Annotated in this window: 14 protein-coding genes; 13 read left to right on the top strand and 1 reads right to left on the bottom strand. The window is 54.3% G+C overall.

Annotated elements, in window-relative coordinates; all coding sequences use genetic code 11:
* The first annotated feature begins 177 nt into the window (after window positions 1-177).
* The 6 genes from NSQ46_RS21355 to holA all read left to right on the top strand — a co-directional run bounded on the left by NSQ46_RS21355 (window position 178) and on the right by holA (window position 7,598).
* Window positions 178-834 carry a helix-hairpin-helix domain-containing protein gene (locus tag NSQ46_RS21355; RefSeq protein WP_251536978.1) on the top strand — a complete coding sequence of 219 codons (657 nt, stop codon included), beginning with the start codon at window positions 178-180 and terminating at the stop codon, window positions 832-834.
* 49 nt (window positions 835-883) lie between these two features.
* Entirely contained in the window at window positions 884-1,402 is a 519-nt protein-coding gene (locus NSQ46_RS21350; protein WP_210095250.1) for a cytidine/deoxycytidylate deaminase family protein, read from the top strand.
* A 125-nt stretch (window positions 1,403-1,527) separates the two neighbouring features.
* Window positions 1,528-4,257 carry a ComEC/Rec2 family competence protein gene (locus NSQ46_RS21345; protein ID WP_210095251.1) on the top strand — a complete coding sequence of 910 codons (2,730 nt, stop codon included), beginning with the start codon at window positions 1,528-1,530 and terminating at the stop codon, window positions 4,255-4,257.
* A 183-nt stretch (window positions 4,258-4,440) separates the two neighbouring features.
* A complete protein-coding gene (locus NSQ46_RS21340) occupies window positions 4,441-4,989 on the top strand; it encodes a sigma-70 family RNA polymerase sigma factor (protein ID WP_007129376.1) in 549 nt (182 codons plus the stop codon).
* Complete coding sequence (locus NSQ46_RS21335; RefSeq protein WP_007129377.1) at window positions 4,986-6,278, top strand: zf-HC2 domain-containing protein; 1,293 nt, start codon at window positions 4,986-4,988, stop codon at window positions 6,276-6,278. The genes NSQ46_RS21340 and NSQ46_RS21335 overlap by 4 nt, the downstream gene beginning before the upstream one ends.
* A 300-nt stretch (window positions 6,279-6,578) precedes the next feature.
* Window positions 6,579-7,598, top strand: a complete 1,020-nt coding sequence (holA, locus tag NSQ46_RS21330; RefSeq protein ID WP_007129378.1) for a DNA polymerase III subunit delta — start codon at window positions 6,579-6,581, stop codon at window positions 7,596-7,598.
* A gap of 96 nt (window positions 7,599-7,694) precedes the next feature.
* On the opposite strand, the gene rpsT is transcribed toward holA, so the two are convergent.
* On the bottom strand, window positions 7,695-7,967 hold the full coding sequence (gene rpsT / locus NSQ46_RS21325) for a 30S ribosomal protein S20 (RefSeq protein WP_007129379.1): 273 nt from the start codon (window positions 7,965-7,967) through the stop codon (window positions 7,695-7,697).
* 162 nt (window positions 7,968-8,129) lie between these two features.
* Between rpsT and gpr the strand changes: the two genes are divergently transcribed.
* The 7 genes from gpr (at window position 8,130) to hrcA (ending at window position 16,339) form a co-directional block, all read left to right on the top strand.
* Window positions 8,130-9,131, top strand: coding sequence for a GPR endopeptidase (gene gpr, locus NSQ46_RS21320; protein ID WP_007129380.1), 1,002 nt, complete (start codon window positions 8,130-8,132; stop codon window positions 9,129-9,131).
* 417 nt (window positions 9,132-9,548) lie between these two features.
* The gene (locus NSQ46_RS21315) at window positions 9,549-10,946 is read left to right on the top strand and encodes a stage II sporulation protein P (protein ID WP_007129381.1); all 1,398 of its coding nucleotides are present in this window, start codon (window positions 9,549-9,551) and stop codon (window positions 10,944-10,946) included.
* A gap of 21 nt (window positions 10,947-10,967) precedes the next feature.
* Window positions 10,968-11,369 (top strand): hypothetical protein, encoded by a 402-nt coding sequence (locus NSQ46_RS21310; RefSeq protein ID WP_007129382.1) that lies wholly within the window; start codon window positions 10,968-10,970, stop codon window positions 11,367-11,369.
* A gap of 112 nt (window positions 11,370-11,481) precedes the next feature.
* Entirely contained in the window at window positions 11,482-13,299 is a 1,818-nt protein-coding gene (gene lepA / locus NSQ46_RS21305; protein ID WP_007129383.1) for a translation elongation factor 4, read from the top strand.
* Window positions 13,300-13,494: 195 nt separating this feature from the next.
* Window positions 13,495-14,658: a radical SAM family heme chaperone HemW gene (hemW, locus tag NSQ46_RS21300; RefSeq protein WP_007129384.1), complete on the top strand. Its 1,164-nt coding sequence runs from the start codon at window positions 13,495-13,497 to the stop codon at window positions 14,656-14,658.
* 77 nt (window positions 14,659-14,735) lie between these two features.
* Entirely contained in the window at window positions 14,736-15,197 is a 462-nt protein-coding gene (locus NSQ46_RS21295; protein WP_007129385.1) for an N-acetyltransferase, read from the top strand.
* 107 nt (window positions 15,198-15,304) lie between these two features.
* The gene (hrcA, locus tag NSQ46_RS21290) at window positions 15,305-16,339 is read left to right on the top strand and encodes a heat-inducible transcriptional repressor HrcA (protein ID WP_007129386.1); all 1,035 of its coding nucleotides are present in this window, start codon (window positions 15,305-15,307) and stop codon (window positions 16,337-16,339) included.
* Window positions 16,340-16,343 lie beyond the last annotated feature (4 nt).

Below are 16,343 nucleotides of genomic sequence, written 5' to 3'. Positions count from 1 at the left end.
GTGTACGTCCCCTCCTTTCGCGCTTTACGGCAGAAATGTACCGTTACTACGTTTAATGTATGCGGCAAGGATGGCGATTCATGACGGGTTCGGATACGAATTTGCGGTTTGAGATCGAAAAATCTTCACAGTCTGGATGAGCAAATCATGTTTATCATGAAAAGGAGGATTTAAGAGATGAGGCGTATTCCAGTGGGATGGAGTGTATCGGCCGCGGCCTTGGGCTGCGTACTGATCCTATTTGCCGGCGGTCCGGAGAAAGGAATTCAGGGCTGGCAGCCTCTAAATGATCAGCTTGAGCAGGCGATTGCCGCGAATCATCCGGAAGGGGAAGCCCCGCCGGCCGGAGGTGCTGGAACCCGTACTGAGGCGAGCCGAGGTGAAGCAGGGTCCGGCGGGCAAGCCCTTGAGGCGAAGGCGGCAACGGAGGGTGCGCCTGTCGCCGCCCAGTCCAGCAAGAATGAAGCTCATTCCGAAGGAGAAGCTCCTGCGCAAGCAGATGCGGACGCGGCGACGCCCCCCGCTGCAGCTTCCTCCGGTGCGCCTCCGGCAGGCTTGGGCACCGAGGCGGCAGCACCTCCCGCCGAGGCGGCAACTCCTACAGAAAGCTCATCTTCGCTGCCTGCGGCCGGCGCGAGGTCCGGCCTCATTAACGTGAATACGGCGGATGCCGCCGGGCTGATGGAGCTGCCCGGCATAGGGCAGGCTAAAGCAAAGGCCATTATCGATTACCGGAACCAGCACGGGGCGTTTCGCAGCGTGGCCGATTTAATGAACGTGAAGGGCATCGGTCCCAAAATGCTGGAGAAGATGAAGCCTTACGTTGAACTTTAGCTGTGTGCTACAATAAAGGAGACATTGATAAGGAACAGGTGAATGACGGATGAATACGGATCGACGGAAAGATTGGGACACATACTTCATGGATATTGCTTATATGGTATCCACCCGATCCCAATGCTCGCGGCGCCATGTCGGGGCCGTGCTCGTGCAGGGCAAGAAGCTTCTCGGAACCGCTTATAACGGAGCTCCGATGGGGGTTCCGGATTGCTCGGAGGCGGGCTGCATGATCGCCGAGGACTATGAGCTTGTTGTTCAGGACGGGAAGGAAACGGTAGTGAAGAAGCAGCGGTGCATTCGAACCATTCATGCAGAACAAAATTTGCTGCTGTTTACCGACCGGATCGACAGGGAAGGAAGCACGGTTTACGTAACCGACGAGCCTTGCTGGACCTGTGCCAACATGCTGGCCAACAGCGGAATCGTCGAGGTGGTATTCCACCGCCCGTATCCGAAGGATACGGAGAAAGTATCGAACATGATGAAGCAGAAGGGGATCCTGTTCCGGCAGCTATCGGGGTATGAGCCGCCGCGGGAGACGATGATGGCGGTGAAGGAATAGAGACGTTCTTGAACAAACGAATAATCGCGATGCGGGGAAGAACCTTTGTTTGCAGTGGATTGCAGGCAGGGGTTCTTTTTCTATTGTAATTAACGGGATGATGCATTCGGGAAAGGAAGGTCGGAATGATGAGGCGTAGGCCGCTGCTAGTCTTTACGGTGCTATGGGTAATCGGAAGCAGTATCGCCTGCCTGACCTCCGGATGGAGGATGGCGCTGGCTGCGGCCGGTATTCTGCTTCTGCTGCTTGTGGTTTGTCAATGGGAGCGGGTCGGAAAAATCTATACGATATGCATGATATTCTCCTTGTGTTGTTCCGCTGCTTACTGGGAGTGGCATGACGCGATGAACGTGTCCGATTTGCATGTCCCGGCCCTAGAACGCGGGGAAGCCGAGTCGATTCCGATTTCAGGAGTCGGTGTTATCTCTTCGGAGGTGGCGATTGACGGGGATCGCGCGGATTTTACGGTATCGCTGCGCCATGCGGAGATCGAAGGAATACTGCCGCCGGATGCAGTGAATCGGGATCCAGCTAAGCTGCCGGGCAATTCGATGGAGACGGCAGACACCGTCATGGTTCAGGTCCGGCTGCTGGAGCAGGCGGAACAGAATATCGCGGCAGGCTGGAAGCGCGGAGATTCCGTTCATGTGTCAGGCGAGCTGCAGCAGCCGGGGATCGCGCGTAATTTTGACGGCTTCGATTATCGCCGCTATTTGCGCACGCAGAAGATTCATTGGATCGTGAAGGTAAAAGGGGCTGACCAGGTAAAGGCTTCGGCACCGGACGGATGGCGCGCCTCCCATATCCTGCGCTGGAATGATTCCTTGCGCGGAGCGCTCGGGGATCGGCTGGAACAATTGTACGGCGGTGTTCATGCAGGGTATATGAAGGGACTTGTCATCGGCAATCGGGATGATTTGGATCCTGATACATTCTCGGAATTTTCAAGGCTCGGTCTGACGCATATCCTCGCGATCTCCGGCATGCATGTAGCCGTTATTGTAGGATGCCTGCTGTTTATTTGCTCTACGCTCCGGCTGACGCGCGAAGCCTCGCTTACGGTGGTGATGTGCCTACTCCCTGCGTACGTCCTCTTGACAGGGGCCAGTCCATCGATTGTCCGGGCGGGCATTATGGGAATGATCGGACTGTATGCGGCAAGGCGGGGTCTCCTTAAGGACGGCTTGCATATATTAAGCGCTGCCGCCTTGGCGATGCTGATGTACAATCCATATTTTCTGGTCGACGTCAGCTTTCAGTTATCCTTTATCGTCACGGCCGGGCTCATGATCTTTGTGCCAAAGATAATGCCGCTGTTGTCCTTTATGCCCCGCTGGCTGGCGGGGACGGCCGGCGTTACCCTCGTTGCCCAGTGGGTATCCTTTCCGCTGACCATCTATTACTTCAATCAATTCTCGCTCGTATCCGTCGCCGCGAACTTGTTGTTGGTGCCAGTTATCAGCTTGATCGTGCTCCCTTTGGGGATGACGTCTCTGCTGTTAAGCTGGGTCTGGATGCGGGGAGCAGGCTGGATCGCCGGTCTGACCGAATGGTTGAACGATTTGACGTTCCGGCTGGTCGGCTGGATGAACGGCTCGGCATTGATGACGATCTGGCCTTCGCCGGACTTGCTGTGGATCATTGTATATTTTGCGCTCTTGTACGGCCTGCTGCATATATTAAGCAAGAGAGCCGAGGCGATCCGCCAGTTCAGGGAACAGCCAACCGATGATACGGTGCCCCTGGATGGCGCACGGAAGGAAGCCTTGATAAGAGACCGCCTGAATCATGTTGAGGCGGCGGGGATATTTCCCCTGCTGGACCGGTTGTCCGGCGCGCTTCGGTGGAGAGGTTATTGGCGGATGAGCGATTATATCGTTCGATTCGGGGGAAGGACAGCTGCTGCGGTATTAGCGTTTGCGCTGTGCCTGCTTCTGTTCGATGGCTATCGCCCCTCGTCCCTGCACGGGGCGGGCTTGGTGCAGTTTTTGGATGTGGGACAGGGCGATTCGATCCTGGTCACAACGCCGGAAGGCAAGCATATCCTTATTGACGGCGGCGGGACACTCAGCTTCCGAAAGCCTTCGGATGCATGGAAGGAGCGAAAGTCTCCATACGAAGTCGGGGAGAAGGTCGTCGTTCCCTTGTTGAAAAAAAGGGGCGTGCACCGGCTGGACGCTGTAATCATGTCCCATGGAGACCAGGATCATATCGGCGGACTCCAAGCCGTGCTCCGTGAAATTCCTGTGGATTCCATCGTCTTTAATGGCAGCTTGACCGATTCGGACGCCTTTCGCCAAAGCATGGCGATCGCCCTTCGGAAGAATATTCCCGTATATCGCGCCGGAGCGGATCTTATGGAATGGAAGCTTGGCAAGGACACGGAAATCCGGTTTTTGTCCCCGGTCACGTCACCGTCCGGCGAGAGCGGCCAGGCATTATCCCTGGTCAAGGAGCAAAATCATGCCTCGCTCGTATTCGTGCTTCACATGAACGGATGCCGGTTTTTATTCACCGGCGATACGGACGAAGCGGCAGAGCAAAAAATATTGCTTCATATGGAAGAGCGTACGGATGGAGGCGGCCTGCCGTTATTAAATGAACCGATCGATGTGATGAAGGTTGCCCACCACGGGAGCAAAACCTCCACGTCAGTCCGGTGGATGGACGCCTGGCAGCCGAGGGCTGCAGTCATCTCCGCCGGCGTTAACAATAGGTACGGGCATCCCCACCCGGATGTGGTCGCCCGATTGGAGCAGTACCGATCGGTGATATACCAGACCAATCGGCATGGCGAAATTCAAATGATCGTAAAGGACGGAGCCATAAAAGTGCGATCCAGACTAAATCCTTAGAGGGTCTGTCCTGAATAGCCTGAATCGTAGTATGATCGATGTGGTATGAAATAACAGGCGGATGACGTTGCTCTATATATTTGGTATAGTTAGATGAAGTTTCTTAAAAATTCATAGGTTACATACTGCAACATTTTTGTCATCATTTCCGTCTGTATGTATGCAGGGAGAGGGGGATCCACTGTGGTGGAGCAGGGACTCATCAGAGCCGCTCAATCGGGCGATCGCGACGCTCTAATCACCCTATTGCGAGAAATCGAGCAACATGTTTACCGAACGGCCTATTATATTCTGAACAATGAACAGGATGCGATGGATGCTGCTCAGGAGGCATTGATCCGCGTGTACACCAAGATCAATTCCTATGAAGAGAAAGCGCAGTTCAAGACCTGGGTTCAGCGGATCGTAACCAACATTTGCATCGATAAATTCCGCAGGAACAAGCCGACGGTGTCCATTGACGAGCATGATCTGGTGTTTCAGGACAGCCAGGATGTCGAAAGAGAAGTCATGTCGGGCTACATTGCCCAGGATATTCAGCAGGCCATCAATCAGCTGCCGGATCATCACCGTACGGTCATCGTCCTTAGGTATTTGCAGGACTTATCCTACAACGAAATCGCAGACTGCCTGAATTTGCCGCTGAACACGGTCAAATCGTATTTGTTCAGGGCCAGGCAGCAGCTGCAGAACATGCTGCATGAGCATCAGAAAGGTGGTGTATCAGGATGAATTGCCAAGAGGTGGTGGAACGCATGCACCGGTATTTGGACCGGGATCTGACTCCGGAGGAGACGGCTGAGATGTTTCAGCATGTGGCTGTTTGCAAGGAGTGTGCGGAAACCTTTCAAATATTGAAAGCATTGAATCGTGAGCTTGAGGATCTGCCGGCCGTGTCTCCGCCTGTCAGTTTGGTGGATGCGATTATGCCCAAACTGGTTGCCATCGACCTTGAACGCGGCAGCCTCATGGATGAGCAGGCAGCGAAAAATGAGAAGTCTTCCGAGATGACGCCGGAGCTTGGCCGGACGAAGCGAGCCGGCAGCTGGTGGGGCACCATCGCAGGCAGAACCGCAATCGGCGCTGCCGCCGCGGCCGTTATCTTGGGAGTGGCGATATTCAACTATCAGCCGAAAATGCTGTCGGATGCCGAGCTTCCTTATAACGAGGAAGCAAGCACGACAAGTGCAGGGCTGCCGGATGCCGCACCTGAAGCGGAGCATCCATCCGAGGAGCCGAGAATCATGAACAAGGATGCCGGTTCGGGCTCGGCCGAAGGCTACGCTCCGATGAACGAGGCCACTCCTTCCGAAGACGAGCCTTCGAAGGAAACCGGAAGCGATGAGACGGCCAAGGAACAATCGGATCCGCCAAACGCGTCGGGTGAAGGAAACGGACAGCCGAAGGACTCCGGTGACCCGAACGCGAGCGAATCGAATCCGGCGGCTGGCATGAGAGCCCCGGTCGAATCGAATGATAAAACCTCAACCCATTCGGCCAACGCCAATTCGTATAATCCCGGATCGGCAGAACCGCCATCCGATCAAAGCGAGCCAGCCAACGGCGGCAGCTCGGACGCCGTGTCTCCGCCGCAGGAACCTGCCACTCCGAATGCGGATACGCAGCCGCCGGCCCAGGATCCGGCAGCGGATGAGGGCGGCAGCGCGGCAGCGCTGGAATCGACAGAGCCGGCGGATCAGATGATGGGCATCATGAGAGCTCCGGAACAATGGACATCGCCGAATGCGCGATACATGGCTTCCTCGGAGGGAGATCAGCTTGTGATCTATCGGGTTCCGGCTGCAAACAGCGAAGCTGAACAGCAGCAGTCGATGGAAGAGATCGGAAGGCTTCCACTGGGTGGAAGCTTGGTGTCCGGACAATGGTCCCCAGACAGCTTGACCTTCAAGTACAAAGTCAAAGTCAACGCTGAACTGATCGAATCGGTTTACACCGTGGAAGAAACGGCCCCGCCGCAGTCCGGGCAGCCGTCTTCCAAGGAACCGCCGGCTAAGCCATAAGCCGGGGCACCCGCATATTTTCCGATGTGAACTTATAGAAAAGAGCGTATTGCTCGCACAATTACCAGGAGATATGAATAAGATAAATTAGAGAGAGCATTATACCAACCACCGTCGTATGACCGGCGGCGGGATGTTTCTAGAGCATCCTGTCCGGCGTTTATATAGATGTGTTGGGACGAAGGGACCTTGCCGCTGTCATAGCCGAGGTCTCTTTGTTTTTGCAGCGGCTCTTCATTCGCTATCGCTTTCGGGTCGTCTTTTTTGGTATAGTGTACAGAGAGAAAGGGGGGGACGCCGATGGATGCCAAAGCGGCGGCCAAGGCGGTCAAGCAGGGGGATGTGTCTTCCGTATATTTGCTGTACGGCAGCGAAAAGTTTCAGATGAGGGAGTTTGCCGAATTTCTGGAGACCCAGCTGATTCCCAAGGAAGATCGCGACTTTGCCATCGTCCATATGGATTTGGGGGAGACTCCGATTCAGGCCGTGGTCGAAGAAGCCGAGACCGTTCCTTTTATGGTTCAGAAAAAGCTTGTTTTCGTACGAGATACATCGTTTTTTACTGCGGCCAAGGACAATGGGAAGGTAGAGCACAAACCGGAGGCCTTGCTTGAATATTTGAACAATCCAGCCGATTACAGCGTCATTGTGTTTATGGTGGGAGCGGAGAAGCTCGATGAACGCAAAAAGGTGGTCAAAGCGGTTAAAAAAGCAGGAGTCTCGCTTTCCTTTGCTCCGCTCGGCGGCGAGGATCTGCTTCGCTGGGTGGACAAGCAGGTGCGTAATAGGGGATGCTCCCTGCGCGAGGGAGCGGCTGAGGCCATCGTCCGCAATGCCGGGACGAGCCTTCAGACATTGGCCGGCGAGATCGAGAAGCTGTGCCTGTATGCAGGCGATGGGGGAACGATCGATACCTCCACGGTCGATATGCTGGTAGCCCGCAGTACGGAGCAGAATGTATTTGCCTTGGTGGAGGATATTGCCAACCTGAGGCTGGATAAGGCGCTCGGCATCTACTATGAGCTGCTGAAGCAGCGGGAGGAGCCGATCAAAATCGCGGCCCTGATCACCAGGCAGTTCCGGATTATTTTGCAGGTGAAGACGTTGTCGGCGCAGAGCTATTCGCAGCAGCAGATCGCTTCCCAGCTTGGGCTGCATCCCTATGCGGTGAAAATCGCGGGAGAGCAGGCGCGTAAATTCGAATCGGCCCGGCTTGAAGGCATTTTGAACCATCTGGCGAATCTGGATTATCAGATGAAGACCGGAGCGGTGGACAAGGTGCTGGGGATCGAGCTGTTTTTGCTGAGACTGGGCGCTTGATCACATAGCTGTGGCGACCAGGCAACAATTCAAAAAGCCCTGACCCGGTATAAACCGAAGGTCAGGGCTTTTTCCAATGTCTTATTCAACAAACGATTACGCTTGGGACGTAAGAGCGTTCAGTCTTTTCGCCAGACGGGATTTCTTGCGGGCAGCTGCATTCTTATGGATCAGGCCCTTTGTAACAGCTTTATCGAGCTTCTTGGAAGCGGCTTGGAAAGCAGCTTTAGCAGCCTCGATTTCTGTACCGTTCAACGCGACGTCAGCATTTTTAACTGCTGTGCGAAGCGCGGATTTTTGAGAAATGTTAAGCGCATGGCGTTTGTCGTTAGTCTTAACACGTTTAATCGCGGATTTGATGTTTGGCATTACATTCACCTCCTGTAAGGCATTTCAATAGAGCGAAATGGTTCACAACTTAAAATATTTTAGCATGGAGGTAGACAAAAAGCAATACTAAACAAGACTTCTGCATAATCTCTTCCCTCCTCTCACACACTAGTAGCAATATGAGGAGGAGTGTGAATTTAGATGGATCTGGATCTTCAGAAATATTCCGTCCGAACCGACCTTGCCGTGGAATCAAGGGAGCTTGCCGGAGGGGCCGGCAGCCCGCCCATTCCGGGCTTGATGGAGGATGTCGTTCAGGAGGACGGTATTAAAATTACAAGGCTCGATGTGGAGAACGACGCGGCCTCCCAGCAAATCGGAAGAGTGAAGGGGCACTACGTCACGCTCGAGGTTCCCGATCTTCGGAAGGGGGATACCGGGCTTCAGGAACAGGTATCCGTCGTATTCGCGCGTGAGTTCGAAGCGTTCATGGAGCGGATCGGCATAGGTCCGAAAGCGAGCGCGCTCATCGTCGGGCTCGGCAACTGGAATGTGACTCCGGATTCCCTGGGGCCGCTGGTGGTGGAAAATGTCATGGTTACGCGCCAATACTTTGAACTGATGCCGGACCGTGTAGCCCCCGGCTACCGCCAAGTGAGCGCCATAGCGCCGGGCGTCCTCGGCCTTACGGGAATAGAATCCAGCGAGACGGTTCAAGGGATCGTGGAGCGAACCCGTCCGGATTTCATCATCGCGATCGATGCGCTGGCATCCCGATCGCTGGAGCGGGTGAATACGACGATCCAAATTGCGGATATCGGCATTCATCCCGGCTCGGGCATCGGCAATAAACGGAAAGGCTTGACCAAGGAAGTGCTCGGGGTGCCCTGCATTGCGATTGGAGTGCCAACCGTTTGCTATGCGTCGACGATCGTCAACAATGCCATTGAGCTCATGAAATCCCATTTCGGCGAGAAGGCGCCGGAGACGGGCAAGATCATGGGGATGCTGCAAAATTTGTCCGAAGGCGAGCGGCTTGCCCTCGTTAAGGAAGTGCTCGAGCCTTTGGGGCATGATTTGATTGTCACCCCGAAAGAGATCGATGAATTTATCGAAGACATCGCTAATATCGTAGCGTCAGGTTTGAACGCAGCGCTGCACGAGGCGGTGGATCCCGGCAATACGGGCGCGTACACCCACTAGCAAGCGGGTTATACCGAATAAAGCTCCTAAGCTCCGAATCTATCGGAGCTTTTATATTTCTCCCCTATTCTTTTATTTGTATAAGTTGAATTAAGTATACGATGCTGGCAAGGAAGTGAAAGATTCGAAAAAATCGAAAGCTTTCTGAAGGAAAAAGCTGCATCGAAAGCATACGCTTGAGGCCGCCTTTGGCTTCGGATTTCTACTGTGCCAGGTTCTATAAATCATGAAGTCTGAAACCAACAGCGATTATAGGAACATTTTACATACTTGCCCTACCATCTTTTCAATGATTCAACTTTTCTAGTTCTATCGATTCCATCCGGTTCATAGATTGGGAGTATAAGAGATCACAGAGAGCGGGGACATGAGCTTCGAGTGTGCCGCTTCCCCGCTGAAGCCGAGGAGGACTCCGATATGAACAACCGTAAGTTTCGCATCTGGAATATTGCCAGACTGAGACGAAATGTGATGGAAGGTTTGAGCATGGGCAAAACGCTGATCGTTCTGATGCTGGGCTCTCTCATCTTTTTTATTTTGCTGGGGCTTGGGGGGATGGCCGAGCAGCGGCTGAACAGCTCGCCTGTGTCTTCGATGAAGGGGCTGGCCGCTTCCCTATCAAGTCACTTTTTTATTGATATGATCGGGATGGAGATGCCGCATATGGCCGCTTCCAAGGAAGATTCCAGCTTCTCCGGGGAGAAGATGTCGACCTTCGTGTTTCAGCTGTTGACGAGCGTGAATCCGAGAGATCCGAAGAGTCTGCTCGCCGGAGAGCTGCCGGGGATGAGAGCCAATCAGCCGGTTCAGCTGCATAGCGGCTCCGGCAATGAAGACGGGGAAGCGCCCGCGGATTATCGGCCGGACACCGCCGAGGGGGCGGCGGACCCGGGAGAGAACCCCGTAGGAAATCCGGGCGAGAATCCGGATAACGGCGAGCAGCCGCCAGAGGCGGGCGAGGATAACGGGCAGGAGCAGCAGAACGGCGAAGACGGACCGGGCGAAGGCGAGGGCCAAGGAACGGACAGCAAGAACGAGCCCGGAGGCACATCCAAGAACGGACAAACGACCGACGGCAAGAAGGCGGTGCTGATCTATCATTCCCATCCGCAGGAAGCCTACAATCCGCTCCTCACCCATCCTTCGGACAATCCCGGCGCCGTGTCGCCGAGCAAAAATGTCATGCTGGTCGGCAGCTTCATGGCAAAACGCCTCGAGGCCAACGGGATCGGGACCCTGCACGACAAAAGCGACTATCAATCGACCGTAGAAGGCTATAACTATAATTATTCCTATAAATATTCCAGGCAGACGGTGCTCGAAGCGATGGGCCGTCACGATGATTTGACCTATCTGATCGATATCCACCGGGATTCCCAGCGCTACAGCAAAACGACCGCTACCGTAAACGGGGTCAATTACGCCAAGGTGTACTTCATTATTGGACATGCCAACGAGAACTGGAGAAAAAACGAGGCGTTCGCCAGCAAAATCAATGCGAAGCTGGAAGCGTCGTACCCGGGCATTTCACGCGGCGTGTGGGGCAAATCGGCCGACCAGGGGAACGGGGAATATAATCAGTCCCTGTCGCCAAACAGCATCCTGATCGAGATCGGCGGAATCGACAATACGAAGGAAGAGCTGCAGCGAACGGCCGAGGTGCTGGCCGATATTATTGCCGAAGTGTACTGGCAAGAGCAGGAAGCGAAGAAAGCCAGCGTGAAGAAGGACGCCAAGGCCGATAAGCTGTCGGCCTCGGCAGGCCGGAAGGACGGTACGGAAGCTTCCCGGAACGACGAACGGAAAGCCGGGTAAATACTGGAGGAGGGGACTCTGATGTCAAGAACGGGGAAACGATTCGTGGCTCTGCTCATATGGACAGGCATCGGCATATTGATCGGCATGCAGCTCGGCGGGGAAAAAGCATCGCCCCCGGCTGGCGGCGTTCAAACGGTGCAGCAAGTGCAGCAGGAGCCTGCTGCCGGGCAGTCCGAAGCAGGAACGGCGGCTGAAGGCAGCGGCTGGGGCGGCGTACGGAAGTCGCCTCCGGCTTCCGGCCCGAACGAGGAGACGGAGATCCGGCCCGAGTTCGAACCGCTGCCGCGGGACATCCTCCTTCCTGAACGCTCAAGCCCGCCGGCCGATGTGCTGGCGGACAAAACGGCAGGTCTGCTCCAAGAGCTGTCGGACCAGAGCATCCGCTGGGTCGTATCGATGTTCGGATCCATCGTGGAATGATGCGCCATTTCGGCAGCCGAATCTCGGGCAGCCGCGCCTTAGCCATTGCTGTGCATCCCCTCAACTGGTATAATAAATTGATTCAAACATCTGGTGGTTGTTGGGGGTTAGCATGACGGACGTACAAGTAAGACAACAAAAAATTCGTAACTTTTGTATTATTGCACATATAGACCATGGTAAATCGACGCTTGCGGACCGCATTCTGGAGTTTACGGGCGCGCTGACCTCGCGCGAAATGCAGGAGCAGGTCCTTGATCAGATGGATCTGGAGAGAGAGCGCGGCATCACCATCAAGCTGCAGGCTGTACGCCTTACTTATAAGGCCGACGACGGCGAGGAGTACATCTTGAACCTGATTGATACTCCAGGACACGTCGACTTCACGTATGAGGTCTCCCGAAGCCTGGCTGCCTGCGAAGGCGCGCTGCTCGTCGTCGACGCTGCTCAAGGAATTGAAGCGCAGACACTGGCCAACGTATATTTGGCGCTGGATAACGATCTTGAAATTTTGCCGGTTATCAACAAAATCGATCTGCCTAGCGCCGACCCGGACCGGGTCAAGCAGGAGATCGAGGACGTGATCGGTCTGGACGCGAGCGAAGCGGTGCATGCTTCCGCCAAGGCCGGCATCGGAATCAAAGAGATTTTGGAGCAGGTCGTGCAGAAGGTTCCTGCACCTACGGGCAGTCCCGAGGAGCCGCTGAAGGCGTTGATCTTTGACTCGCATTACGACCCTTATCGGGGCGTCATCGTGTATGTCCGCGTCATCGACGGCAGCATCAAGGCCGGTTCGATGATCAAAATGATGGCGACAGGCAAGACCTTCGAGGTCATCGAGGTCGGCGCGTTCAAGCCGCGCATGAGCATCGTGGACGAGCTCAACGTCGGCGACGTAGGCTTCATCGTGGCCGGCATCAAGAGCGTGGGAGACACCCGCGTCGGCGATACGGTAACCGATGCAAAGCGTCCGACGGCCGAGCCTCTTCCGGGCTACCGGAAGATCAACCCGATGGTATTCTGCGGCCTGTATCCGATCGAAACGTCGGATTACAACGATTTGCGCGAAGCGCTGGAGAAGCTGCAGCTTAACGATGCGTCCTTGAGCTTCGAGCCTGAAACCTCGAGCGCGCTCGGCTTCGGCTTCCGATGCGGATTTTTAGGCCTGCTTCATATGGATGTCATCCAGGAGCGGATCGAGCGGGAATTCAACATTCCGCTGATTACGACGGCGCCGAGCGTTATCTACCGCGTGACGCTGACCAACGGCGATCAGATGCAGATCGATAACCCGTCCCACTATCCGGAGATCGGCAAGATCGATTATGTGGAAGAGCCGTATGTCAAGGCGGGCATTATCGTCCCGAATGATTATGTCGGAGCGATTATGGAGCTGTGCCAGGCGAAACGCGGGGAATTCATCAACATGGAGTATCTGGATACGACGCGCGTCACAATTACGTATGAAATTCCGCTGTCCGAGATCGTGTATGATTTCTTCGATCAACTGAAGTCCAGTACGAAGGGCTATGCTTCGTTTGACTACGAAATCTCCGGATACCGCAGATCCAATCTTGTTAAGATGGATATTCTGCTGAACGGCGAGCAGGTTGACGCCTTGTCCTTTATCGTGCATAAGGACCGCGCTTACCACCGGGGCCGTGCGATCTGCGAGAAGCTGCGCGAGCTCATTCCGCGCCAGATGTTCGAGGTGCCAATCCAGGCATCGGTCGGAACGAAGGTTGTTGCCCGCGAAACCGTCAAGGCGATGCGCAAGAACGTCCTGGCGAAATGCTACGGCGGCGATATTTCCCGTAAACGGAAGCTTCTGGAGAAGCAGAAGGAAGGGAAGAAGCGGATGAAGCAGGTCGGCAACGTCGAGGTGCCACAGGAAGCCTTCATGGCGGTGCTGAAAATCGACGACAAGTAATGATTTGAACAAGCGAGGCGGCAGGCCATGAACGACCAAGCTGCAGCCTGCCATTCAACCTCATAATGCCTGTTTTGGGAGTCAAATGATGGGAAAGCCGGTTTTATGGCTTTCCTTTTCTTTCATTGAACAGGTGCCAGGGGATATAGTAGAAGAAGTCTCCAGTCGGGCAAGCAAAGAAGGGGCGAATACGAAATGACGAATAATCAACGAACGGAAGCGGTGTATATCCATATTCCGTTCTGCACGAATAAATGCTTTTACTGCGATTTTAATTCCTACGTTTTGAAGGATCAGCCGGTTATGGACTATCTGCGGGCACTGGATCACGAAATGGAATTGACGGTCAAAGCCCATCCTCCGGGAGCAATCAAGAGCATCTTTGTCGGCGGGGGAACACCGACGGTTCTAAAGCCGGATGAAATGGAGTACTTTCTGCATAGCGTCAAGCGGCATTTTCCGGTGTGGTCGGACGATATCGAGTTCTCGATGGAGGCGAATCCCGGGACAACGGATCTGGAGAAGCTTAAGGTTATGCGCGAAGGCGGAGTGAACCGGATCAGCTTCGGCGTTCAGGCCTTCCAGAACAGCCTGTTGTCCGGAATCGGTCGCATCCATGATACGGATGATGTGTACCGCAGCCTGGATAACGCGAGAGCCGCAGGTTTTGACAACATGTCCATCGACCTGATGTTCGGCCTGCCGAATCAAACCTTGGAGATGCTGGCGGAAAGCGTGGATAAGGCGCTGGAGCTCAGGCTTCCCCATTACTCCATCTACAGCCTGAAGGTGGAGGAGAATACGTTGTTCCATACCATGTACCAGAAAAATCAGCTCCCGCTTCCAGATGAAGAGGATGAGCTGAACATGTATCTTCTATTAATGGAGCGCATGAAGGCGGCAGGCTATAAGCAGTATGAGATCAGTAACTTTGCGAAGCCTGGTTACGAGAGCCGCCACAATATGACGTACTGGCGCAATGAGGATTACTACGGGCTTGGCGCCGGAGCTCACGGTTATATCAACCGTCAGCGCCACGTAAATATTAAGGGAGTGAACCCTTATAATGAAGCGGCAAGAACCGGGCTGCCGCGGCTGGAAAGCTTCGAGGTATCAAGAGAGGAAGCGATGGAGGATTTCTTGATGGTCGGACTCCGCGTCCTGGACGGTATTTCCCGGACCCGATTCGAACAGCAGTTCGATGCTTCGTTGGACGAGGTATTCAAGCGTCCCCTGAGCAAAATGGTGAGCGCGGGCTTGCTTGAAACGACGGAGGATGGGTACAGGCTGAGCTCTAAAGGCATCCTGTTCGGCAATGAAGTGTTCGCCGAATTTATCGGCACCCTGTCGGCAAATTAATCTATTGAACTTTTATGCGCTCTGTTGTATATTTATCCAAGACATATGACGGAGCGTGCAAAGGGGAGACGAGGATTATGCCGGCGGTATGCAGAAAGGCCAGATTAGAGGATGTTGAGCCGCTGTATCAGATGATTCAAGGCTACGCCGAGAAAGGAATTATGCTTCCAAGATCCAGAGCGGTGCTCGAGAAGCAGATTGGGGAATTCGTCGTGGCTGAAGCGGAAGGGAAAGTCATCGGCTGCGGTTCACTGTGCCAGCTTGGGAACGATCTCGTAGAAATCCGTTCGCTGGGGATCTCGGAAGGCTACAAGGGGCAGGGCATCGGCTCCATGCTGGTGGATTCGCTGCTGGAGGAAGCCAAGCGCCGGGAAATCCCGAAAGTAATGGCCTTGACGTACGAAGTATCCTTTTTCATGAAAAACGGCTTTGCCGTCGTCGAGAAGGAGATTTTTCCCGAGAAGGTGTGGACCGATTGCATCCATTGCAAAAAGCAGCACGCCTGTGACGAAATAGCTGTGCTTAAAGTACTGAACTGACTTGACAATCCTCAGGTCGGTTTGGTATTTTTGTTATATCGGTTAGCACTCGATGGCGATGAGTGCTAACGATTGTAAGATAGGCAGTCTATAAGGAGGGGAGCGACATGTTAACTGATCGTCAGCGCTTGATTTTGAACGCTATTGTGGATGACTACATCCGTTCGGCGGAGCCGGTTGGTTCAAGAAGCATTTCTAAACGCGGGGATGTTGGCTACAGCCCGGCAACCATTCGCAATGAAATGGCTGATTTGGAGGAGCTCGGGTTTCTTGAGCAGCCCCATACGTCGGCAGGGCGAATTCCGTCTCATAAGGGATACCGTTATTATGTCGATCATCTCACCTCGTCGTTTTCCTTGAATCCTGAGGAACTGCATATGATGAAATCGTTTTTTGCGGAAAAACTGAACGTCATGGAGCAGATGATTCAGCATGCTGCAGGTATTTTGTCGCAGATGACCAATTACACTTCCATCCTGCTGGGACCGGAAGTTTTTCATACGTCCTTACGCCACTTCCAGCTTCTGCCTCTAAATGAAGGCCAGGCGGTTGCCATCATCGTGACCAGCACGGGCCAAGTGGAGAATAAGATCGTGTCGATTCCGCAAGGGGTTTCCGTTTCGGAATTGGAGCAGGTGGTAAATCTCCTTAACGAGAAGCTGGTCAACGTTCCTTTGTATAAGCTCAAGACCCGGCTCTACACGGAGCTCGGGGCAGAGATGCAGCGCCACATCGCGCATTACGAAGAGCTTATGAAGGTGCTGGACATTGCGCTCGAGAACGAGCCCGACCACCGCGACGTGTATCTCAGCGGTACGACCAATATGCTGAATCAGCCGGAATTCAAGGATGTCGACAAGGTTCGGGACATCTTCGAGCTTCTCGAGCAGACGCCGGCACTGATGAAGCTGATGGCACCGGCACCGGGAGAGCACGGTGTGCAAGTACGAATCGGCACGGAGAATACGCATGAAGCGATATCCAACTGTAGCCTGATTACGGCTACTTATTCTATAGATGGCAAGGCCGTCGGCTCCATCGGCATACTGGGGCCAACGCGAATGGAATACGCAAGGGTGATCGGCATCTTGAACGTGTTGTCCCATGACCTGACGAAGCTGCTGTCACACTGGTATAAATAAAGGA

This window comes from Paenibacillus sp. FSL M8-0142 (assembly GCF_038597315.1).
Taxonomy (GTDB): Bacteria; Bacillota; Bacilli; order Paenibacillales; family Paenibacillaceae; genus Paenibacillus_AQ; species Paenibacillus_AQ lactis.
This window is presented reverse-complemented; position numbering and strand designations above follow the sequence as displayed.